Source organism: Rodentibacter haemolyticus (assembly GCF_015356115.1).
In the GTDB taxonomy this organism is placed as follows: Bacteria; Pseudomonadota; Gammaproteobacteria; order Enterobacterales; family Pasteurellaceae; genus Rodentibacter; species Rodentibacter haemolyticus.
Genome location: NZ_CP063056.1, coordinates 1,922,640 through 1,943,916 on the forward strand (window position 1 = coordinate 1,922,640; position 21,277 = coordinate 1,943,916).

At 39.0% G+C, this 21,277-nt stretch carries 21 protein-coding genes and 1 pseudogene; 13 read left to right on the forward strand and 9 right to left on the reverse strand.

Translation table 11 applies throughout. The annotated features are described in order from the left end of the window. The first annotated feature begins 19 nt into the window (after positions 1–19). The 8 genes from IHV77_RS09085 (at position 20) to ruvB (ending at position 8,056) form a co-directional block, all read left to right on the forward strand. Positions 20–1,705 carry a DUF4153 domain-containing protein gene (locus IHV77_RS09085; protein WP_194811649.1) on the forward strand — a complete coding sequence of 562 codons (1,686 nt, stop codon included), beginning with the start codon at positions 20–22 and terminating at the stop codon, positions 1,703–1,705. A 9-nt stretch (positions 1,706–1,714) separates the two neighbouring features. After that, the gene (nudB, locus tag IHV77_RS09090) at positions 1,715–2,152 is read left to right on the forward strand and encodes a dihydroneopterin triphosphate diphosphatase (RefSeq protein ID WP_194811650.1); all 438 of its coding nucleotides are present in this window, start codon (positions 1,715–1,717) and stop codon (positions 2,150–2,152) included. 80 nt (positions 2,153–2,232) lie between these two features. After that, on the forward strand, positions 2,233–4,089 hold the full coding sequence (locus IHV77_RS09095; protein ID WP_194811651.1) for an acyltransferase family protein: 1,857 nt from the start codon (positions 2,233–2,235) through the stop codon (positions 4,087–4,089). Positions 4,090–4,501: 412 nt separating this feature from the next. Then, the gene (locus tag IHV77_RS09100) at positions 4,502–5,242 is read left to right on the forward strand and encodes a YebC/PmpR family DNA-binding transcriptional regulator (protein WP_194811652.1); all 741 of its coding nucleotides are present in this window, start codon (positions 4,502–4,504) and stop codon (positions 5,240–5,242) included. A gap of 73 nt (positions 5,243–5,315) precedes the next feature. Then, on the forward strand, positions 5,316–5,729 hold the full coding sequence (locus IHV77_RS09105) for a hypothetical protein (RefSeq protein ID WP_194811653.1): 414 nt from the start codon (positions 5,316–5,318) through the stop codon (positions 5,727–5,729). Between the two features lie 61 nt (positions 5,730–5,790). Continuing rightward, positions 5,791–6,363: a crossover junction endodeoxyribonuclease RuvC gene (gene ruvC, locus IHV77_RS09110; protein ID WP_194811654.1), complete on the forward strand. Its 573-nt coding sequence runs from the start codon at positions 5,791–5,793 to the stop codon at positions 6,361–6,363. 59 nt (positions 6,364–6,422) lie between these two features. After that, entirely contained in the window at positions 6,423–7,040 is a 618-nt protein-coding gene (gene ruvA / locus IHV77_RS09115) for a Holliday junction branch migration protein RuvA (RefSeq protein WP_194811655.1), read from the forward strand. A gap of 8 nt (positions 7,041–7,048) precedes the next feature. Then, positions 7,049–8,056, forward strand: coding sequence for a Holliday junction branch migration DNA helicase RuvB (gene ruvB / locus IHV77_RS09120; protein ID WP_194811656.1), 1,008 nt, complete (start codon positions 7,049–7,051; stop codon positions 8,054–8,056). 192 nt (positions 8,057–8,248) lie between these two features. On the opposite strand, the gene rho is transcribed toward ruvB, so the two are convergent. Then, a complete protein-coding gene (gene rho / locus IHV77_RS09125) occupies positions 8,249–9,511 on the reverse strand; it encodes a transcription termination factor Rho (RefSeq protein ID WP_194811657.1) in 1,263 nt (420 codons plus the stop codon). A 395-nt stretch (positions 9,512–9,906) separates the two neighbouring features. Here rho and argH point away from each other — a divergent pair, with 395 nt between their 5' ends. Continuing rightward, positions 9,907–11,280: an argininosuccinate lyase gene (argH, locus tag IHV77_RS09130; RefSeq protein ID WP_194811658.1), complete on the forward strand. Its 1,374-nt coding sequence runs from the start codon at positions 9,907–9,909 to the stop codon at positions 11,278–11,280. A 220-nt stretch (positions 11,281–11,500) separates the two neighbouring features. Here argH and IHV77_RS09135 read toward each other — a convergent pair. The 4 genes and pseudogenes from IHV77_RS09135 to IHV77_RS09150 all read right to left on the reverse strand — a co-directional run bounded on the left by IHV77_RS09135 (position 11,501) and on the right by IHV77_RS09150 (position 14,708). Continuing rightward, positions 11,501–12,332, reverse strand: a pseudogene (locus IHV77_RS09135) (DUF817 domain-containing protein). A 124-nt stretch (positions 12,333–12,456) separates the two neighbouring features. After that, positions 12,457–13,224 carry an amino acid ABC transporter ATP-binding protein gene (locus IHV77_RS09140; protein WP_194811659.1) on the reverse strand — a complete coding sequence of 256 codons (768 nt, stop codon included), beginning with the start codon at positions 13,222–13,224 and terminating at the stop codon, positions 12,457–12,459. 10 nt (positions 13,225–13,234) lie between these two features. Next, positions 13,235–13,951, reverse strand: a complete 717-nt coding sequence (locus IHV77_RS09145; RefSeq protein WP_194811660.1) for an amino acid ABC transporter permease — start codon at positions 13,949–13,951, stop codon at positions 13,235–13,237. Next, positions 13,935–14,708: an amino acid ABC transporter substrate-binding protein gene (locus IHV77_RS09150; RefSeq protein WP_194811661.1), complete on the reverse strand. Its 774-nt coding sequence runs from the start codon at positions 14,706–14,708 to the stop codon at positions 13,935–13,937. Before IHV77_RS09150 ends, IHV77_RS09145 begins: the two co-directional genes overlap by 17 nt. Before the next feature lie 263 nt (positions 14,709–14,971). On the opposite strand from IHV77_RS09150, the gene IHV77_RS09155 reads away from it, so the two are divergent. Then, a complete protein-coding gene (locus IHV77_RS09155) occupies positions 14,972–15,853 on the forward strand; it encodes a pirin family protein (RefSeq protein WP_194811662.1) in 882 nt (293 codons plus the stop codon). Positions 15,854–16,038: 185 nt separating this feature from the next. On the opposite strand, the gene IHV77_RS09160 is transcribed toward IHV77_RS09155, so the two are convergent. The 3 genes from IHV77_RS09160 to IHV77_RS12115 form a co-directional block, all read right to left on the reverse strand. Continuing rightward, a complete protein-coding gene (locus tag IHV77_RS09160; protein WP_194811663.1) occupies positions 16,039–16,911 on the reverse strand; it encodes a DMT family transporter in 873 nt (290 codons plus the stop codon). A gap of 292 nt (positions 16,912–17,203) precedes the next feature. After that, complete coding sequence (locus tag IHV77_RS12110) at positions 17,204–17,482, reverse strand: hypothetical protein (RefSeq protein ID WP_456300209.1); 279 nt, start codon at positions 17,480–17,482, stop codon at positions 17,204–17,206. After that, on the reverse strand, positions 17,442–18,137 hold the full coding sequence (locus tag IHV77_RS12115) for a hypothetical protein (RefSeq protein ID WP_456300210.1): 696 nt from the start codon (positions 18,135–18,137) through the stop codon (positions 17,442–17,444). Before IHV77_RS12115 ends, IHV77_RS12110 begins: the two co-directional genes overlap by 41 nt. A gap of 203 nt (positions 18,138–18,340) precedes the next feature. On the opposite strand from IHV77_RS12115, the gene IHV77_RS09170 reads away from it, so the two are divergent. Genes IHV77_RS09170 through IHV77_RS09180 form a run of 3 tightly spaced genes read left to right on the forward strand, consistent with a single transcriptional unit; the run spans position 18,341 to position 20,478 of the window. Then, positions 18,341–18,547, forward strand: a complete 207-nt coding sequence (locus IHV77_RS09170) for a helix-turn-helix domain-containing protein (protein ID WP_194811664.1) — start codon at positions 18,341–18,343, stop codon at positions 18,545–18,547. A 43-nt stretch (positions 18,548–18,590) separates the two neighbouring features. Continuing rightward, a complete protein-coding gene (locus tag IHV77_RS09175) occupies positions 18,591–19,475 on the forward strand; it encodes a hypothetical protein (RefSeq protein ID WP_194811665.1) in 885 nt (294 codons plus the stop codon). Positions 19,476–19,482: 7 nt separating this feature from the next. After that, complete coding sequence (locus IHV77_RS09180; RefSeq protein ID WP_194811666.1) at positions 19,483–20,478, forward strand: DNA cytosine methyltransferase; 996 nt, start codon at positions 19,483–19,485, stop codon at positions 20,476–20,478. 50 nt (positions 20,479–20,528) lie between these two features. Here IHV77_RS09180 and IHV77_RS09185 read toward each other — a convergent pair whose 3' ends face one another. After that, positions 20,529–21,275, reverse strand: coding sequence for a protein-ADP-ribose hydrolase (locus IHV77_RS09185; RefSeq protein WP_194811667.1), 747 nt, complete (start codon positions 21,273–21,275; stop codon positions 20,529–20,531). Positions 21,276–21,277: the final 2 nt, after the last annotated feature.

A 21,277-nucleotide genomic window follows, 5' to 3' on the forward strand; every position in this document is an offset into this window, starting at 1 on the left:
AAATAAGGAGTAAGTCATAGTGAATAATATTTTACAAGAAAAATTTATTTCAGTATTTCGTCAGCATTATTTAATTGTGATTTTGCTGGCTGTTTTTAATACTATTTTTGTTCTAAGTACTTATTCTTTTATGAAAGAAAATTATAATGTTTTACTTTTCTTTCCTTTCTTATTTTCTTTGGTTTATTTAACTAGAAACAATACAAAATTACATTTCTATTCTTTTGTCTTAGCTCTATTTTGTGCATTAATTATTTATTCTTTGAAATTTGAACTAAAATTAGAGCAATTTATTGTTCTTGATAGTATTTTATTATTTTGTGTTCTTTTTGATGGATGGGAGAAAAATAACCGAAATTTTATTCTGAATGCTAATGGAAATGTGTTTAGGTTAGTTAAGTCTTGTATTTTAGCTGGTCTTATTTATAGTTTTTTATTGTTAACGTTAGGTGCTATATACTATTTATTTAATGTGAGGTTTTATGAAACTATCTATTTGAGATTAGCTCTGTTCTCAATATTTTTTATAATCCCTTTTTCTTATCTTTTATTCTCCAATAAGAAAGAAGAGAAGTTCCCTAAATTCCTTCAGCTAATTATTCAATTTGTTATTTCTCCTTATATTATCCTTTATACCTTTTTACTTTATGCTTATTTAATTTACATTATAAGTTCAAATGAATTGCCGCGTGGTGGAGTCGCTTATCTTGTTACTGCATTTTTAGCTTGTGGAATTATTGCAAGAGCTCTGCAATTGTTATTAAATAATCCAAAGTGGAAATTGTTCTATCGCTTTTTCTCCTATTTAACTTTTGCCCCGCTAGTTTTATTATGGTTAGGGATATACGTACGAGTTTCAAATTATGGTTTAACAACCTATCGTATTTATTTAATCGTTATTGCTTTTATTTTGACTTTTTATTCTATTTATAGTCTTTTTCCTAACAAATTTCAATATCGTTATTGGTGTGGAATAAGTCTAATTTTCCTTGGTTTCATTAGCTTTGTAGTTACCCCAGAAAAAATAAGTATTGAAAATCAAGCGTTCCGTTTTTATCAACAACTAAATGAAATGGGGTTGCTAGATAAAAAAGGTAAAATTATAAATAGATTAGACTTAAATCGCGTTAATAAGTTGGATCCTTCAAGTGATGAATATCAGCGTTATGTTAAACTTTCAAATATGGCAATTTACCTTGGTGGAAATGAAAATTATCGCAATATTATGATACAGCAATATGGTGAAGGATTTGATGAAATTTTCTATTTTAGAAAACCTTATTCTAAACCTAGAGTTCAGCCATTAGAAACTTTAATAAACCATTATTTTAATAAGGAGAAACTCACGTATAGAGTAAAACTCTCCTCTTATGGTGAGTTAGTTCATATTAAAAACTATTTTGAATTTGATTATACGAACTTATCTGATTTACAAAAGCAATATGATGTAAAGATAAAGCTTGGAAATAATAGTAGCCTTTCTATTAATTTAGCTGAAATATTAAAACGTGTCTTTAAAAAACATAATTTAGATATTACAGAGTTACAATCAACACAAGATTTAGATAAATTGACTAATGATATTTTGACTATTCATACTAAAAAAGGATTACTTATTTTAGATTCTGCTCGTTTGGCTTATATAGAAAATGTTGGTTATGTTTGGATGTCAGGGTTTTCGAGTTATTTTCTATTAGCAAAATAAAGGTCAATAATGTTCTACAAAAGTCCTAATTCTATTCTCGTGGTCATCTACGCCCAATCTACTGGGCGTATTTTAATGCTCCAACGCCAAGACGATCCCGAATTTTGGCAGTCCGTTACAGGTTCGATTGAATTAGGGGAAAGTCCAAATCAAGCGGCACAGCGGGAAGTAGTGGAAGAAACGGGGTTAAATCCGACCGCACTTTTTGATTGCCAGCAAGCTGTCGAGTTTGAGATTTTTCCGCATTTTCGCTATAAATACGCTCCCGATGTTACCCATTGCCGTGAACATTGGTTCTTGCTGCCGTTGGAAAGCGAGCAAGTGCCGCAATTAAGCGAACATTTAGATTACCGTTGGCTTTCTCCCCTTGAAGCAATGAGGCTCACGAAATCCCCCAATAATGCCGAGGCGATTCGTCGATATGTACTAAAAAATGATAGGTATTAGGGATAGGGAAACTTTTGCAATATTATAGATTTCCAATTAGAATGCTGCTTTTTTGTTAGATTAGTTAGATAAAGAAAGTTATGTCAAAAATTACTTATCGTCCTGATATTGATGGGTTGCGAGCTCTAGCTGTATTAGCAGTCATTATTTTCCATCTGAACGAGAATTGGTTGCCGGGTGGATTTTTAGGAGTAGATATTTTCTTTGTGATTTCAGGTTATTTGATTACACAAATTATCACTCAAGAAATGTATCATAATCAGTTTTCATTTCGTGAATTTTATAAACGCAGGATTAAGCGGATTTATCCTGTTTTTGCGTTAACCATGGCTATCGCATTAGTGATTGCTTCCGCTATTTTTGTTTATAATGACTTTAATCAACTCAGAAAAACAATTGAATTATCAACGATTTTCTTTTCCAACTTTTATCTTGCTAATACACAAGGCTACTTTGATTTAAATGCCAGTGAAAACCCTGTGTTACATATCTGGTCTCTTTCTGTAGAAGAGCAATACTATTTATTTTTTCCTGTCTTGTTATATTGGTTGATTCGTAGAGGAATAGGTATATCCCGTTTATTTATTATTACTTTATTTCTTGCCGGAATATTGATTTTATTGAGTTTTATATCGGATAAGTTATGGTTGAAAATAGGAGTTATGGATAATTACTATAATTCTTTTCTTCGTTTCCCAGAATTATTTATTGGTTCATTACTTGCATTATGGCAAATGAAAGTAAAAAACGTTTCTCCTCGAACCGCTCAGTATATTAATTTAATTGGATTTTTAGGAATTATTGCTTGTCTATTTCTTTATCGAAAGGATTTGCCCTTTATTCCGGGTTTGGCTTTACTATTGCCTTGTATTTTTACCTCATTGATTATTTATTTTCAAGGAAGTCTATTTACCCGTATTTTATCTTTACCGATAATTGTTTTTATTGGAAAAATTTCCTATTCATTATATTTATTTCATTGGATTATTATTAGTTTTACCTTTTATATTACGGGGGTAAAATCTTTATCATATACAATGATTGGTATTGTTTTATTACTCACCTTTACTTGCTCAATTCTCAGCTATTTTCTATTCGAAACACCAATTAGGCGATCATCTTTAGGTTTTAAGCAGGCTTTTATTTTTCTCTATTTAATCCCTTCTTTGTTGATAGTCAGCTATGGTTATGGAATGAGAACAATAATTAAAAAGCAACATATGATGCTTGAGTCTATAGAAACAATACAAAATAATCAGCCTGTTAGTGCAGTAGTAATTGGTGATTCTCACGCAGGACATCTCAGTAATTTTCTAACTTATGTGGGACAGAAAGAAGGTTGGAAAGCGGATATTTGGGATCAATCAGAGAAACAAATTTGTTTTTCATTTTTGCTTCCGTCATCTAGATCAATAGATTCTAAACAAAAGGAATATTGTCGGGATATTGAAACAGAATTAAATAGTGATAAGTATTCTGTGGTAATGGTTTCTCTTTTCTATAATCTCAAAATAGGAAAAAGCCCTGTTCCTCGCTTTTCCCCTCAGACTTTTGTCGTCGAGAATTTTGAACAGAAATTTGTTGAGTCGGTAACATTACTGGCAAAAAATAAGCAGGTGATTATATTTGGTGATGTGCCTACATTAAACCGTTCACCACAGCGTAATTTCTTATTAGAAAAGTATGGGCTTGCCCGTTATCTTGATCCGATTCGAGAATTCGGTGATATTTCACAAATAAACACTTATATTGCCAATTTGGTGAAAGATATTCCTAATGTGCGTTTTGTAGATTTAAGTCAGTATATTAGTACCGACTATATAATTGATAACAAACCGATTTACTCCGATCAGGATCATTTAACTGATTTTGGTTCACTTTATTTAGGGAAACAATTTCATAAATATCAAAAACGCTTAATAACGGAGTTAAAATAGGAAGTCGGATATACTCTAAAGTGAGCAGATATAGCCGGTTATTCCTTTTGTACATATAACCATATGTATAGCTTAAGTGTAATTAATCGATTTATTGTGAGTTATCAATTATATCTAGGTCCTACTAGGGAATAAAAATGAGTTGATGAATTTAAAAATATATTGATTTTTGACCGCACTTTTAGTGAGAAGTGAATGTTTCAGGGAATATTATGATGGAAGGGATCGAGATCTTTTCTTCTAATTATATTTGGGGAAAGTAATTCGTTGATTTTCCTTTTCTTCGTCTCGTTATTTTGTGTGTTTTAGGGATTCAAAAATTTTTCCAGAAGATGAAAAAAATTGAAATTTTCCCTTGTTTCCGCTATAAATAGGCTTTTTTACAGATTTAACTGAATTTAGAGGTATTACAATGGCAGGTCATAGTAAGTGGGCAAATATTAAGCATCGCAAAGCGGCACAAGATGCGCAACGCGGTAAAATTTTTACTAAATTAATTCGTGAATTGGTTACCGCCGCAAAATTAGGAGGCGGTGATGTGAGTGCTAACCCGCGTTTACGTGCGGCGGTGGATAAAGCGTTATCCAGCAATATGACACGTGATACCATTAATCGTGCGATCGAGCGTGGTGTAGGCGGTGGCGATGACACTAATATGGAGACCAAAGTTTATGAAGGCTACGGGCCGGGTGGCACAGCGGTAATGGTCGAGTGTTTAAGTGATAATGCCAACCGTACTATTTCACAAGTTCGTCCAAGTTTTACTAAATGTGGCGGTAACTTAGGCACAGAGGGTTCAGTCGGCTATTTATTCAGCAAAAAAGGTTTAATTTTAATTTCCAATGCCGATGAAGACGCTTTAACCGAAGCCGCGATTGATGCGGGAGCAGACGATATTCAGCCACAAGAGGACGGTTCATTTGAAATCTACACCGCTTGGGAAGAACTCGGTGCGGTGCGTGATGGGATTGAAGCGGCAGGCTTTAAAATTGATAATGCTGAGGTCACAATGATTCCGTCCACTACTGTGGATTTAGATGCGGAGACCGCACCGAAACTTTTAAAGCTGATTGATATGTTAGAAGATTGTGATGATGTGCAAAATGTTTATCACAATGGTGAAATCAGTGACGAAGTGGCGGCATTATTATAATTTTGTTGCAACTTTTTTATTTTTTGCGTGCCGAACAGAAAACGATATTGTCGATAAAAAGGAGATTCTTCTAATGAAATTAACGCAAGTTTTAACGGTATTTACAGCTTTTGGTTTACTAACGGCTTGTATGGACAGTGCTGACAAAACCGCTAACAAAATGGAAACCACAAACATTGGCGTGGGATATCACTGCTATGTAGAGGGTGAAAAACAAAGTCTTTCGGCCGGCTATAATTTTGAACAAGGAAAATTAAAATCCGCAGACGTCATGTTAAACAAAGCGTTTCTTGCTCAAAATCTACCATTGGATAGTAATTACACTGAGGGAACTCAATTTACCGATGGTAAAAATGTGTGGGTTTTGAGCGAAGTAATCACACCGGAAAATGCAAAAAAAGTTGTGCCGATTATGTTCTATATTAAAGGAGAAGGCACGATGGGATCAGATCGCATTATGGCGAAAAATTGCACGGTGAGCGAATAACCTCATTCTATTTTCTTTGGTGAGCCAATCTTTGATTGGCTCGTTTTTTATTGAGTGAAATATGGCGATTATTTTAGGTATCGACCCCGGTAGTCGAGTTACAGGCTATGCTGTTATTCGCCAAACAGGGCGACAGTTAAGCTATTTGGGGAGCGGCATTATTCGTACTAATGCGGATGATTTGCCTACTCGCCTTAAACGTATTTATGCGGGAGTGGTTGAAATCATTACACAATTTCAGCCGGATATGTTTGCGATTGAACAAGTCTTTATGGCAAAAAATGCAGATTCTGCATTAAAACTGGGACAAGCGCGAGGTACGGCGATTGTGGCGGCAGTGAACCATGATTTACCGGTGTTTGAATATGCCGCCCGTTTGGTAAAGCAAACCGTGGTGGGAATCGGCTCGGCAGATAAGGTACAGGTTCAAGATATGGTTACTCGTATTTTAAAGCTTTCTGATAAACCTCAATTGGATGCCGCAGATGCACTGGCGATTGCGATCACTCATGCTCATTCTATGCAACATTCTCTACACGTAGCGGGCTCGGTGAGGATTACGGAAACTCAGGAAAAAATGACCGCACTTCTTAAAACCAGATATAGTCGAGGTCGTTTCCGATTGAAAATTTAACTGGATATGTGTCCAGTTTTATTTTATGCTATGTAAAATTTTATGTTTACGGATAGGTTATGATTGGTCGTTTAAAAGGTATTTTATTAGAAAAACAACCGCCTGAAATTTTACTTGATGTGCAAGGTGTCGGTTACGAACTGCTTTTACCCATGACAAGTTTTTACAACTTGCCTGAAATCGGGCAAGAAACCACCTTATTTACTCATCTTGCTGTTCGTGAGGATGCGCATTTGTTGTTTGGATTCTCTCAAAAAACCGACCGCACTTTATTTCGTGAGCTCATTAAAACTAATGGTGTAGGTCCCAAATTAGCCCTTGCTATTTTATCGGCAATGTCTGTTGAGCAATTTGCTTATGCGATTGAACGTGAAGAATTATCTAAATTGACAAAAATTCCGGGAGTCGGTAAGAAAACGGCGGAACGTTTATTGGTGGAATTAAAAGGTAAATTTAAAGGTGTAAAACAAAGCGATTTTTTTGTAGAAAGTACCCATATTCCAACTTCCCCTTCTTCTGTTGTCTCGCCTCAAGAAAGTGCAGGAGACGAAGCCATTGCCGCATTAATTGCGCTTGGCTATAAAGCGACGGATGCGGAAAAAATGGTAAAACGTGTAGCAAAACCGGAATTAAGCAGTGAGCAGCTTATTCGCGAAGCCTTAAAAGCAGCCTTGTAGGTGAGTAAATGATTGAATCCGACAGAATTATCAGCAGTCAAGCAAAATTTGATGAAGAGATTATCGACCGAGCGATTCGTCCTAAATTGTTGGCGGATTATGTGGGGCAACCACAAGTACGTGAACAAATGGATATTTTCATTAAAGCGGCAAAATTGCGCCAAGATGCGCTGGATCATTTATTGATATTTGGCCCGCCCGGTCTAGGAAAGACAACGCTCGCCAATATTGTAGCGAACGAAATGGGGGTGAATATTCGTACGACATCCGGTCCTGTATTGGAAAAAGCGGGTGATTTGGCGGCTATGCTGACTAACCTTGAACCGCATGATGTGTTGTTTATTGATGAAATTCACCGTCTTTCTCCGGCAATTGAAGAAGTGCTTTATCCGGCAATGGAAGATTATCAACTGGATATTATGATCGGAGAAGGGCCGGCAGCACGATCGATTAAATTAGATTTACCTCCTTTCACACTGGTGGGCGCAACAACGCGAGCAGGCTCTTTAACTTCCCCTTTGCGCGATCGTTTTGGTATCGTGCAACGTTTGGAGTTTTATTCGGTGGAAGATTTAACGTCTATTGTTGTACGAAGTGCGGACTGTTTAAGTCTTGAATTAGAAAGTGAAGGTGCTTTTGAGATAGCACGCCGTTCACGTGGTACGCCACGTATTGCCAACCGTTTATTACGCCGAGTACGGGATTATGCTGATGTACGTAACGGTGGGATTATTTCTTTAGAAATTGCAAAACAAGCCCTTTCTATGTTGGATGTGGATAATGCTGGGTTTGATTATCTAGATCGTAAATTGTTGACCGCAGTGATCGAACGATTTGACGGTGGGCCGGTTGGGCTTGATAATCTTGCAGCAGCGATCGGAGAAGAACGAGATACGATTGAAGACGTATTAGAACCTTATTTAATTCAACAAGGTTTCTTACAGCGTACTCCCCGTGGGCGTATAGCCACATCACAAACTTATCGACATTTTGGGTTGCAAAAATTGACGGATTAAATAGAAAAGAGTTCATCGAATCTTGAGTGCCTCAAAAGTCGAACTAAATAAACTATCAGTTAGCCTTACCTAATTTTGTTGAGAGATTAAGATCATAAAAATAAACCCACCTTATTAGAAAAGGTGAGGTGGGTTCGTCAGTAGTCTGAAAGAAAGCCTAAGCTTCCTTTTTTCACTGATTTTGAATAAATCTTACGATCTTTTCATAATTTCAAAAAATTCTTCGTTGGTTTTGGCCACACCGAGCTTATCAATAAGCCATTCCATTGCTTCCACTTCGCCCATCGGGTTAAGGATTTTACGAAGAATCCACATTTTTTGTAATTCATCAGGTGAAGTGAGCAAGTCTTCCTTACGTGTTCCGGAGCGGTTGAAATCAATCGCTGGGAATACACGTTTTTCAGCGATTTTGCGGGAAAGATGAAGTTCCATATTACCGGTTCCTTTAAATTCTTCGAAAATCACTTCATCCATTTTTGAACCGGTATCGACAAGCGCCGTTGCAATAATGGTTAAACTTCCACCTTCTTCTACATTACGTGCGGCACCGAAGAAACGTTTTGGACGGTGTAAAGCATTTGCATCCACACCACCGGACAAAATCTTACCTGAAGCCGGTGTAACCGTGTTGTAAGCACGTGCTAAACGGGTGATGGAATCAAGTAAAATCACCACATCTTTTTTGTGTTCCACAGAACGTTTTGCCTTTTCGATCACCATTTCCGCAACTTGTACGTGACGGGCGGCCGGTTCATCAAAGGTTGAAGCGATCACTTCACCTTTTACCGAACGCTGCATTTCCGTTACTTCTTCCGGACGTTCATCGATAAGCAAGACGATCAGCTCACATTCCGGATAGTTATGCGTAATGCTTTGTGCGATGTTTTGTAACAGCATTGTTTTACCGGCTTTTGGTGGCGCTACAATCAAACCGCGTTGACCTTTACCAATCGGAGATGCCAAGTCCAAAATACGTGCGGTTAAATCTTCCGTTGAACCGTTACCACGCTCCATTCTTAAACGGGAGTTTGCGTGTAATGGCGTTAAATTTTCAAATAAGATCTTACTCCGAGAAACTTCCGGCTTATCGTCATTGACCTGATCGACTTTCAATAATGCGAAATAGCGTTCACCTTCTTTAGGCGGGCGAATTTTACCTTCGATTTTATCACCGGTTTGAAGATTAAAACGGCGGATTTGGCTGGGAGATACATAAATGTCGTCAGGGCCGGCGAGGTAGGAACTATCGGCGGAGCGGAGAAAACCGAAACCATCGGGTAAAATTTCCAGCACGCCGCCGCCGAAAATATCTTCACCACTTTTGGCGTGTTGCTTTAAAATTGCAAAGACAATGTCTTGTTTGCGCAAACGTGCTAAATTTTCCAAACCCATTTGCTCTTCACCAAGTTTCACTAAATCTGAAACGGGCGTATTTTTTAGTTCTGTTAAATGCATAATGAATAATTGTTGGGATTAATTAATAAGAGTTGAATTATTGAATGGTGGGCTACTGCCCTGAAATCGTTGCGTAAGGTATCATCAAAACTTCATTCTGTCTAGTTTTTGTTGTGAAAAAATCAATGTTTTTATGGTAAAGTGCGGTCAAAAATGATGGTATTTTTAAACATTGGTTTTCAAGAATTTTCGTGATTGATAAATAATGTTTATTGTGTTTTATCGTTTTTTTAACTATTTCATTGATTTGTGCATAAATATGCATTAAATTGGAATAATTAATTATTGATTGGTAGGTGCGTTACGGTTTTGCCTAACGGCACCCTACGATGGTTTTTGAAACTGTTACATAATGCCGATTTTATACGGCTAAAAGAACAAATAGAGGATAAATTATGGCACTTTGGGGTGGTCGTTTTACACAAGCGGCAGATAAGCGTTTTAAAGATTTTAATGATTCATTACGTTTTGACTATCGTTTAGCGGAGCAGGATATTGAAGGGTCTATCGGTTGGTCTAAGGCTTTGGTGAAAGTGAATGTGTTAAAACAGGAAGAGCAGCAACAGCTCGAACAAGCCTTAAATGAATTGCTTATTGAAGTGCGGTCAAATCCGCAGGCGATTTTGCAAGATGAAGCGGAAGATATTCACAGCTGGGTGGAAAGTAAACTTATCGACAAAGTGGGAAATCTTGGTAAAAAATTGCACACCGGTCGTAGCCGGAATGATCAGGTAGCGTTGGATATAAAAATGTGGTGTAAGCAGAGAGTGATTGAACTACAGGGGTCCATTCGCCATTTACAACGTCACTTAGTGCAAACCGCAGAAAATACGCAAGAAGCCGTTATGCCGGGTTATACCCATTTGCAACGCGCCCAGCCGATTACCTTTGCACATTGGTGTATGGCGTATGTAGAAATGTTTGATCGGGATTACAGCCGTTTAACGGATGCGTACAAACGAATGAATACTTGTCCGCTTGGTAGCGGTGCATTGGCAGGAACCGCTTATGCGGTGGATCGTGATGCTTTGGCACAAGATTTAGGTTTCGCATTTGCAACCCGTAATAGTTTAGACAGTGTTTCCGACCGAGATCACATTGTGGAGTTACTTTCTTCCGCTTCATTGAGTATGGCGCATCTTTCCCGTTTTGCGGAAGATATGATTATTTTCAATAGCGGTGAAGCGAATTTTGTGGAATTGTCCGACCGAGTAACATCAGGCTCATCGTTAATGCCTCAAAAGAAAAATCCCGATGCCTGCGAATTGATCCGTGGTAAAGCCGGACGTGTAATGGGGGCTTTAACCGGTATGTTAATGACTCTGAAAGGTTTACCGCTTGCCTACAATAAAGATATGCAAGAAGATAAAGAAGGGATTTTTGATGCTTTAGACACTTGGCAAGATTGCGTAGAGATGGCGACTTTCGTGTTAGATGAACTGAAAGTGAATGTAGAACGTACCCGTGAAGCTGCGTTGAAAGGCTATTCAAATGCGACCGAATTGGCAGATTATCTTGTAGCGAAAGGTGTACCTTTCCGCGATTCCCATCACATTGTGGGTGAAACTGTGGTTTATGCTATTGAGAAAGGAAAAGGATTGGAAGATCTCACCATTCCGGAATTTCGTCAATTTAGTGAGGTGGTGGGCGATGACGTATATGATATTCTCTCGCTCCAATCTTGTTTGGATAAACGTTGTGCGAAAGGCGGGGTTTCCCCATTGCGGGTGGCGGAAGCCATTGCAGAAGCAAAACAGCGATTTGCGTAAGTTATAAGAAAATATCGCCAATATCTTTATCGAGTTTGACAAAGATATTGGCGATAATACTAAACATTTTGAAGACAAATCCGAATTTATCACTGCCATCAAAGACGTGGGCAAAACTGCATAGCCGTACTAAAGCCCCTGAGCGTACTGCTTGTTTTGCCTTCGGTTAGCGTTTCTGTATACATTTTAATTTAATTCGTTATAAGGTTTATTGAGAGTACTAATCTTTTGAAACGGCAATAGTGCTTTTAATGTATTTAAGATTTGCTACGATAACAAAGGTCATCATCACTAATAAAGACCACGCACTCCATTTACTGATATGCACCATAGACCAAGCACCGATTTGGTTTGGGTATTGCCAAATGCCCGCTATCGTTCCTAAATTTTCAGCCAACCAAATAAAAAAACCGATCAAGAAAAAAGCAAGTAGTAAAGGCATCTTCCTGCGAGTATAGTAAGGAACAAAAGAGACTGTGGTGCGAGCATAAAGACCGAGTGCGAAAGCGGCAATATACCAACGATAGTCACCGATGTAATGATGGGTAATAGATAAGGATTGCCGTTAGTGTTGCGAGCCAATAAGGAGGATGGCTATGGATTTTAACATCAAGTAAACGCCAAGCCTGAATAATATAGCTTCCGACAGCCGCATACATAAAACCGGTGAATAGGGGGACATTGAGAATTTTAGTATAAGCAAAATCAGGATATGCCCAAGATTTTATTGCAGCTGATGTTTTAAATATTTCTAATAGAAAACCGATTAGATGAAAAAGCGTAATAGACTTGATTTCATCTAAAGTTTCCAGTTTGAAATAAAACATTAACCCTTGTACCAAAAGTGCAAAAATGAGCAGAACGTCATAGCGTGGTATTCCGAAAATACCGGCTTTCGGAACACAAAACATCGCAATGAAAAATAATCCTGCGAATAAACAAGCTCTCGCTTCTTTAATACCGAAAAAAAGAAATTCAATCGTATAGCCTAGTGATTTTGTCCCTTCCCATTTAGGTGGGGAGATCAAGAATCGGTCAATTTTATTTAATATTTGCATTAATTTTTTCCTTTATTGTCTATCGGTTTATTCCACCAAAATAAAGCTATATTTTTGGTCTTAATCTATTGATAGAAAATCAATAAAATTGACCGCACTTTGGTTTATAACGTTTCGATTAAATACAATAATCCAAATCTATGGGGATTTTTGCCTGTAATAAAAACTGCTTGGTGCGTTCTTTTTGAGGATTGGTGAAAAATTGCTCTGCGCTGTTTTGTTCTACAATATTGCCATCCGCCATCAGAATTACACGATCAGCGACTTCTTTGGCAAAATTCAATTCATGAGTAACAATGATCATCGTCCAGCCTTCTTGTGCAAGCAATTTGAGTGCTTGCAATACTTCCCCCACCAATTCCGGATCAAGTGCCGAAGTGGGTTCATCTAACAAAATTAAATCGGGTTGAACCGCAAGCGCACGTGCAATGCCTACGCGCTGCTGCTGACCGCCTGAGAGTTGAGAGGGAAATAATTCCGCTTTGTTTTTCAGTCCGACTTTTTCTAACAATACGAGGGCTTTTTCACGAGCTTGCATTTTAGGTTGTTTTTGTACAGTTATCATCCCTTCCATCACATTTTCAAGGGCTGTTCGGTGAGGGAATAAATGATATTGTTGAAACACCATGGAAGAACGGCGGCGTAATTTAAGTTCGTTGGCTTTAGTAATTTTTTTGCTGAAATCAAGGCTTAGGCTACCGTCTGTAAATTCCAATGTGCCTTGTTCCGGGCGTTCTAACAGGTTTAAGCAGCGTAAGAAAGTAGTTTTTCCTGAACCTGAAGGACCTAAAATTGCGACAACTTCGCCTTTACTGATTTCAAAATCGATCCCTTTCAGTATCTGATTTCCGCTAAAATTTTTATGAATATTCGTCACTTTTAACATAGGTAATCCCTTATAAATGGCGGGAAAGACGCTTTTCCAAGCGTGTTTGCGCAATAGCGAGAACGAAGCAGAATACCCAATAAATCAGCGCAGCTTCACTATAAATCAGAATAAATTCATAGTTTTCAGCGGTAATGTTTTGCGCTACGCGGAACAATTCTGCAATCCAAACTAATGAGGCGAGGGAAGTATCTTTTATCGTACTAATAAAGGTGTTAGATAAAGAAGGCACGGAAATACGCAAGGCTTGCGGCATAATGGTGCGTACAAAAGCTTGTTGATAATTCATACCGATGGCATAAGAGGCTTCCCATTGCCCTTTTGGAATAGCCAGAATTGCAGCACGCACGGTTTCCGCAGCATAGGCACCGATGTTGATAGAAAAGGCAATGATAGCAGTCGGGAAAGGATCAAGTGTAATGCCGACTTCAGGTAAGCCGTAAAAGATAATGAAAATCTGCACTAGCATCGGTGTACCGCGAATAAGGGAAATGTAGGCACGACAAAGGGTTTGCAATATTTTTGTGGGAGGACTCGGGTGCGGCAAAGTACAGATTACTGCAACAATGACGGCTATCAATAAGCCGAACGAAAAGGAAATGACCGCAAGGGGAATGGTGTATAAAATTGCCGCTTCCAACATAGGCCAAAACGAGCTGATAACATAATCAGCCCGTTCTGTGGTCATAAAGGGAAGATTGGCTAACAAGTTATTGAGTAATGTCATCGCCGAACCATTTAATTGAAAGTTGTTTTAACGTACCCTCTTGACGCAATTCCTCAAGCGCTTGATTTACTTTTGCAATCAATGATTCTTCACCCTTTAAAAATGCAAAGCCGGTAGGGATTTTTTTATCACTTTCTACGGCAATTTTTAAACCGGCATTCGGTTGTTTTTTGAAATAATCAAGCACGGCTAATTTATCGTTTACTGTGGCATCTACACGCCCTTGCTTTACCGCCTCAAGATTTTGCGCAAGGCTATCGACAGTTACAATGATCGCGCCGTTTTCGCGAGCATCTTTGCTCCAGTTACTGGTTGCGGATTGTGCTGATTTTTTACCTTTTAAATCCGCAAAACTGTTAATGCTGTTATTATCCGCCTTCGTAACGATAACGCCGGCGGAATAGTTATAAGGTGCGGAATAATCATATTTTTTCAAACGTTCCGGGCTAGGATTCGTTTGGTTTGCAATCACATCAAAACGTTTTGCATTTAAACCGGCATACATACCATCCCACGCCGTTTCTTTAAATTCTACTTTCCAACCTAATTTTTGTGCTACTTTTTCAATGATTTCAACATCAAAGCCTGTGAGTTTACCGTCTTTATCGTGGAATGTGAACGGGGCATAAGTCCCCTCAGTTCCCACTAATAATGTTTTGGTTTTTTCCACACGCTCGGTAATTTCCCCTGCATTGGTGAAAGTTGAAAGGGTCAATCCTACCGCTAAAAGTGCGGTTGAAAAAAATGATTTTTTCATTGTTAAAATTCCTAAGTAAGTTGTTGTTTTGCAATGGTAGGAATTATAAAAGCCAATTTAATGAGAAAACAAGACGATTTATTTATGAGTTAGATTTTTTGGTTATAAAACCCTCATAGGGGAAAGTTGGATTGCTACACTTTTATTATTCACTATTAGTAAAATATTCTTTAATAAAACTGCCATTTATCAATATTTTGGCAAGAGTATAATACGCTCATCAACAGAACGATAGGTTCTAACAATAGATTAGGGAGTTTTATATGAAAAGAGTAGCAAATGTTTTCACCGCACCGGAAAAACACTGGGTAGGTAATGGTTTCCATGTCGCATCAATGTTTAGTTATAACGACAAAGATAAAAATTTAGATCCGTTTCTTTTAATGGATTACAACCCACCGAAATTTTTTCAAGGTGGTCGCCGTGATAACTCGGAATTTGATTTACGTGGCGTGGAAGAGCATCCGCACCGTGGTTTTGAAACTGTCACCATTGCTTATCAAGGCGAGGTTTCGCATCGTGATTCTCATGGTGGTGGCGGAACGATTGGTACGGGCGATGTACAATGGATGACTGCAGGTTCCGGTGTGATGCATGAAGAAATGCACTCCGAAAAATTTGCGAAAGAGGGCGGTTTATTTGAAATGGTGCAACTTTGGGTGAATTTACCGGCGAAAGATAAAATGACAACGCCGAAATATCAAGCGATCAGATCGGCAGATATTCCTGTGGTGGCGTTGCCGAATGATGCAGGCTCCGTGCGTGTTATTGCAGGGGAATTGCTTGATACCAAAGGTACGGCAAGTACTTTCAGCCCGATTAATATGTGGGATACTGAAATGAATGTCAATTCTTCCCATATATTCAGTGTGCCGGCAAGCCATAATGTGGTTATTTTGGTGTTAGACGGCACAATCCTGGTGGGTGGTGAGGCTATTGCCCGCCGTGGCGAGTTAGTCACTTTTGAGCGTGGCGAGGCAGATGTACTGATTGAATCTAACAATGAAGCAAAATTGTTGATTTTAACCGGTGAACCGCTTAATGAGCCTGTTGTAGGTTACGGTCCGTTTGTGATGAACACCCGTGAGCAAATTATTGAAGCCTTTAATGATGTTCATGCCGGTCGATTCGGTCGCCTAGACTAAAAGAAGAACCACCCGAAAGGGTGGTTTTTTTGTGAAATGAAAATCGTGTTATCGGTATTCTCTAACATTGATTTATTTTGTGGGTCAGCTGCATAATATCGTAAAACTCTTAAATTTTTATACGCAATCACCTAAAGCGATAGCTGTGTCTTACGATACTACCGGGCTTTGCCGAGATTCAAAATCTAAGGTTTTTTTGACCGCACTTTTGCCAGCAAACTGACAGAAATAATTATCACCACCGCACCAATCCAAAAATAAAGATTTGGAATGTGTTTCCAAATAAACCAGTCAAACAGGCTGGAAAAAATTACCCCGGTAAAAGCAAGAGGCGTGATCACATTTGCCGGCGCATATCTGAATGCACGGGTCAAAAGCAGTTGGAATATGAGTCCGAATCCGCCGACAAGGAGAAGAAGCCCTAATTCATACAGATTCGGCATTTTCCATTGAGGGAAAAAGAATAAAGGCAGCGACAAAGTGCCGATTAAATGGAAATAAAACACAATATTTTTGGGGGAATTATGTTTATTCAGTTCTTGCAAACTAATAAGCGCCATTGCCGTCAATACGGCACCGCTTAAACCGATCAACACGTAGATCGGCTCAAAAGAATCATTTTGATTGGTAAGTAAAATAATGGATACGCCCACAAACCCCATCAAACTAATCGCTAGTACGTTAAGCGGCGTTTTTTGATGGAAAAAGAGGAGTAAAACCGGAATAAACAACGCGGAAGTATTCATCAGCAAAACGGCGATCGAGAGCGGTAAAAATTTTACTACATAGAAATTAATCAACATACTGACTACACCGGCTAAATTGCGTAATACCAAGAATTTCCACTGACTTATTTCCACTTTGAAATCCCGATCTTTAATCATAAAAGGCAACAAGAACAGCAAACCGATTAAAAAACGTGAAAAGAGCGTTTCACTGGCGGGAATCGTGTCAGATGCCGTTTTCACAAATACGTTCATTAGGGTGATACTGAAATAAGCGGAAATCATAAAGATAATTGCGCGATGATAAAGTGAGGGAGGGGAATGTATTTTCATAATGAGATTATCCTTATTTGATTTTAACTAATGTTACGCCTCATTAGAAAAGATAGCAAAATATTCTTAAGCACATTTTTCCGACATATGTAGCAGTTGCACAAAATATCATTTTTGAGTAATTGTAGGGACATAAGGCTTGCGTCAGTAATTGTTATTTTATTGATATTGTTTATGTTTTTAATACGGGCGCCAGCGTGGCGTCCCCACTGGATCAATGATATTTATGCTTTGTGCATTTGCTACATAATTCCGGAAAATTTGTAAAATCAACCGCTTATTTTGTGGAAAACTACTCCCGTTTTGCGACACTTTTAACCCAGTCGAACAATTCGTCCAGATCATAATCACCGCTATGCGGTACACCCCAAGGGAGTGCATAGTCCACCGCTTTGCCTTCGTTTTGTAGTTTTAGGGCAAGTAGAGCTGAAATAGCGAGAGACGTATCACGGTCATTTTCGCCCACACGAATGCGGTAGTGTTGGGTCGGGCTTTGGTAGTTCATCGCATTCATTAAGCCGACAATGGCGTTATCCGCCCGTTGTGCGTTGGTGGCGGTGCTGTGTTGCATTGCCACTTGTGCCTAACAGAGCGGATAATGCCTCACCGGCACTCGTCCCATTAGAGATAATCTTGTTGGCATCGCCTGCCATCAGTTTATCGTTGGCTTTCAGATAACGCACCGCCGCTTTTAAGTCAATAATCGCTGCCGGGGCTTTGCCGTCCGCTTCGGTTCGCCCTCTCGCACCGACACTTGCTACTACATAGCCTTTGGATAACGCCACCATAATCGCATTCGGTGAATCGCCGCCCCTTGTGCCTAACTCCGGCTTGCCTGCCGTTGCCGGCATATAACCGCCCACATCATTGGGGAAAAAAATCGGGGCGGTATCGGCATTGTAGCCGTCAATCGTCCCACCGTTAAAATAGGCTTCGGGAATATAAATATTCATCGTTTGATAGCGGGTATCGCTTGGTTTCAGCACATACACAATATGCTCAAAAGCACGATACGGCACGGCATTGCCATTGATCTCAAACTGGCGTTTTTCGCCCTGAACCTGCGAAAAATCCAAATTTTTCGGCACAGGATAACGCACCGGCTCGGCTTTCGCTTTCATCGGCGGCTTCGCAGGCTGGCTGCTTACCGAGCCATTGTCAGCAGCGGCATTTACGGAGAAAAAACCGGCAATTAACATTGCTAAAAGAGATGTTTTCAATTTCATTGTTTTTCCTTGTTTAGTTAAAAATTAGGCTTTTCTTTGGTGGTTTTCGTCATTTCCAAAGGGGATAGTTTAGCGTGAATTGGGATCATTTTATAGGCTAAGCTCTATTTTATCCCGCCTTTAAACCCCAATTGTTTCTCATAGTCCGTTGTTTTATCAGCCACAAAATTGATACATTTCTTTAATCGCAAAAGGAGACATTTATGATTTTAGAACAACTCGGCGAAAGAGTAAGAGAACTACGCAAAGCCCAAGGGCTTAGCCAAGAGAAATTTGCTTTTAAAGCCGAAATTGATCGAACTTATCTCGCAGGAATTGAACAAGGCAAACGTAATCCGTCCATTAAAAGTTTAGAAAAGATCATTCAAGCGTTGGATGTTTCTTTCCATACTTTTTTTGAAGGAATGTAATGTTGATTATAAGTAACAATTTTTGTAAAATTAGGAGCAGAAAATGGCTAATTTTAGTCAAGCGGAAAAGGACGTGAAAGATTTCTTTCAAGTCAGGCAACGTATTGAATTTGAACAATCAATCTTTACAGTGGAAAAAATAGGAAAACCAACTTGTCGTAAAGGCGAACCCAAAACCGATGTTTATTTACTTTTGGCGAATGGAAACGAAAAGCGAGAAATCAAGATCTCGTATAAAAAAGACAATGCGGATTTCCTAGAAAATAAGATGAATGCCGAGCGTGCCGAACAGCTTTTGGGCAATCATTGGGCAGCAATTATTCAACAATCAACAGAACATCTTCAAGATCGTTTTCTTACCAAGCCGTTAATTTATAAAAAATCTTTCGGACGGGTAGAAAAAGGTTCAATTACGTTAGGTTGGAAGTTTGAATTTGTGAATAAACCTGCCGGCGAATTATCTGGAAATTTATTATTAACTCAGGATCAAATTATTGATATCTATTCGGGAAGTAGTCTTTCTGAAGACAAACGAAATGCCAATGTAAATGGCGAAATAATTTTAAATTCGGGAGTGGCAGATTATATTTTAGTCGGGCAAAATTATTCTTCGGCGGAAGATGTGCTAAATCATATTATCCCGATTGAAGAGTATGTTTCAAAAAATCCGAATATTTATTTTGCTTGTAAAGCATTAAATTACCGTACGTTTAAGCAAAAATATGACGGAAATCGACCGCTTGCAGTTCAAATAGATTGGCAAATTATCAACGGAAAATTAACACCAAAGCTTATTTTTGATCGTCCTTTAAGCTGGAATGGAAAAGCGGTTGCCGATCAACTGTTAGAAAAATTGACACAATTAGGTATTAAAACAACGGACGATATTCACGAGCAAAATGCTGTAAAAAATCGTATTTATGAATAAGGAAACAATGAAAGTAATCAGTTTATTTAGCGGTTGTGGCGGTTTGGATCTCGGTTTTGAGAAAGCCGGTTTTGAGATCCCTGTAGCAAATGAATATGACAAAACAATTTGGGCAACCTTTAAAGCAAATCACCCAAAAACAAGGTTAATTGAAGGCGATATTCGTCATATCAAGGAAGATGATTTCCCTGATGAAATTGATGGCATTATTGGCGGTCCACCGTGTCAATCGTGGTCGGAAGCTGGTAGTCTACGGGGAATTGACGATGCTCGTGGTCAATTATTTTTTGATTACATTCGTATTTTAAAAAGCAAACATCCTAAATTTTTCTTAGCGGAAAATGTCAGTGGAATGCTTGCCAATCGGCATAGCGAAGCAGTGCAAAATATTTTAAAAATGTTTGAAGATTGCGGCTACGATGTAAGTTTGACGATGGTGAATGCCAAAGATTATGGCGTAGCACAAGAACGCAAGAGGGTATTCTATATCGGTTTTCGTAAAGATTTAGGTATTGATTTTAAATTTCCGATTGGATCAACCGCAGATGATAAAAATAAAATTACCTTAAAAGATATTATTTGGGATCTGCAAGAAACCGCTGTACCGGCATTGGAACAGAATAAAACCAACCCGCAAGCGGTCAATAATAATGAATATTTTACCGGTAGCTTTTCCCCTATTTTTATGAGCCGAAATCGGGTTAAAGCGTGGCACGAACAAGGCTTTACCGTGCAAGCATCAGGACGACAATGCCAACTTCACCCCCAAGCTCCGAAAATGGAAAAACACGGCATAAACGACTATCGCTTTGTAGTTGGAAAAGAGAATTTATATCGCCGAATGACGATCCGTGAAGTCGCTCGGGTTCAGGGCTTTCCCGATGATTTTAAATTTATCTACCAAAATACCAATGATGCTTACAAAATGATTGGTAATGCCGTACCGGTTAATCTTGCCTTTGAAATTGCAAAAGCCATTAAACAAGCAATTATTGCAAGATAAAGGTTAAATGATTTTGATGAATTTTAGGGCTGTATTCTATACAGTCCTTTTTATCCCAATAACTTCTGATAAATCGCCAAATCAATGTCTTTAAACACGTTAAAAATAACCTTGATTGATGGATTATAGGACAAAAATCGGCGGACTTCTCGCACGGCGATTTCGGCGGCGGCTTGGTTAGGGAACCGAAATTCGCCGGTGCTGATGCAGCAAAAAGCGATGGATTGAATGCCTTTTTCCACGGCAAGTTCTAAACACAAGCGGTAGCATTGTGCCAATAATTTGCAATCCTGCTCGATTAATTCCCCTTGAATAATCGGGCCGACCGTGAGGATCACATAATCGCAAGGCAAGTTGTACGCCGGTGTGATTTTCGCTTGTCCTGTCGGTTCTAAATGCCCTTGCCGTTGCATTAGCTCGGCACAGGCGTGTCGAAGTTGCAAGCCTGCTTGGGAGTGAATGGCGTTGTCAATGCAGCGGTGTAGGGGCTGAAAACAGCCGAGCAATTGGCTGTTTGCCGCATTGACAATCGCCCCCACTTTTAAGCGGGTAATATCCCCCTGCCAGAGATAGATATTCGGTTCAATCGGGGCGAGATCCGCCAAGCCGACAATGCCTTTTTCCGCCACTTGCTGCTGTAAAATTTCATCTTTCCATTGCCAAAACGCCGCCGTTTCCGCTTGTGGCGGGCGGATATTCATTAAGGCACGCAGCAATAAACGCTGTTCCGCTAAGGTGCCGGGAAGGGCAGCGGTTGGGTCAAGATAATAAATCAGTTGAGCGATATTATTCGACATTG

Bases quoted from the DNA above. Each gene is read 5' to 3' on its own strand.
- nudB (WP_194811650.1), top strand. From the start codon at position 1,715: ATGTTCTACAAAAGTCCTAATTCTATTCTCGTGGTCATCTACGCCCAA.
- IHV77_RS09145 (WP_194811660.1), bottom strand. From the start codon at position 13,951: ATGACATTACTCAATAACTTGTTAGCCAATCTTCCCTTTATGACCACA.
- IHV77_RS09155 (WP_194811662.1), top strand. From the start codon at position 14,972: ATGAAAAGAGTAGCAAATGTTTTCACCGCACCGGAAAAACACTGGGTA.
- IHV77_RS12110 (WP_456300209.1), bottom strand. From the start codon at position 17,482: ATGCAACACAGCACCGCCACCAACGCACAACGGGCGGATAACGCCATT.
- IHV77_RS09150 (WP_194811661.1), bottom strand. From the start codon at position 14,708: ATGAAAAAATCATTTTTTTCAACCGCACTTTTAGCGGTAGGATTGACC.
- IHV77_RS12115 (WP_456300210.1), bottom strand. From the start codon at position 18,137: ATGAAATTGAAAACATCTCTTTTAGCAATGTTAATTGCCGGTTTTTTC.
- rho (WP_194811657.1), bottom strand. From the start codon at position 9,511: ATGCATTTAACAGAACTAAAAAATACGCCCGTTTCAGATTTAGTGAAA.
- ruvA (WP_194811655.1), top strand. From the start codon at position 6,423: ATGATTGGTCGTTTAAAAGGTATTTTATTAGAAAAACAACCGCCTGAA.
- IHV77_RS09160 (WP_194811663.1), bottom strand. From the start codon at position 16,911: ATGAAAATACATTCCCCTCCCTCACTTTATCATCGCGCAATTATCTTT.
- argH (WP_194811658.1), top strand. From the start codon at position 9,907: ATGGCACTTTGGGGTGGTCGTTTTACACAAGCGGCAGATAAGCGTTTT.
- IHV77_RS09140 (WP_194811659.1), bottom strand. From the start codon at position 13,224: ATGTTAAAAGTGACGAATATTCATAAAAATTTTAGCGGAAATCAGATA.
- ruvC (WP_194811654.1), top strand. From the start codon at position 5,791: ATGGCGATTATTTTAGGTATCGACCCCGGTAGTCGAGTTACAGGCTAT.
- IHV77_RS09170 (WP_194811664.1), top strand. From the start codon at position 18,341: ATGATTTTAGAACAACTCGGCGAAAGAGTAAGAGAACTACGCAAAGCC.
- IHV77_RS09105 (WP_194811653.1), top strand. From the start codon at position 5,316: ATGAAATTAACGCAAGTTTTAACGGTATTTACAGCTTTTGGTTTACTA.
- IHV77_RS09180 (WP_194811666.1), top strand. From the start codon at position 19,483: ATGAAAGTAATCAGTTTATTTAGCGGTTGTGGCGGTTTGGATCTCGGT.
- IHV77_RS09095 (WP_194811651.1), top strand. From the start codon at position 2,233: ATGTCAAAAATTACTTATCGTCCTGATATTGATGGGTTGCGAGCTCTA.
- IHV77_RS09175 (WP_194811665.1), top strand. From the start codon at position 18,591: ATGGCTAATTTTAGTCAAGCGGAAAAGGACGTGAAAGATTTCTTTCAA.
- ruvB (WP_194811656.1), top strand. From the start codon at position 7,049: ATGATTGAATCCGACAGAATTATCAGCAGTCAAGCAAAATTTGATGAA.
- IHV77_RS09185 (WP_194811667.1), bottom strand. From the start codon at position 21,275: ATGTCGAATAATATCGCTCAACTGATTTATTATCTTGACCCAACCGCT.
- IHV77_RS09100 (WP_194811652.1), top strand. From the start codon at position 4,502: ATGGCAGGTCATAGTAAGTGGGCAAATATTAAGCATCGCAAAGCGGCA.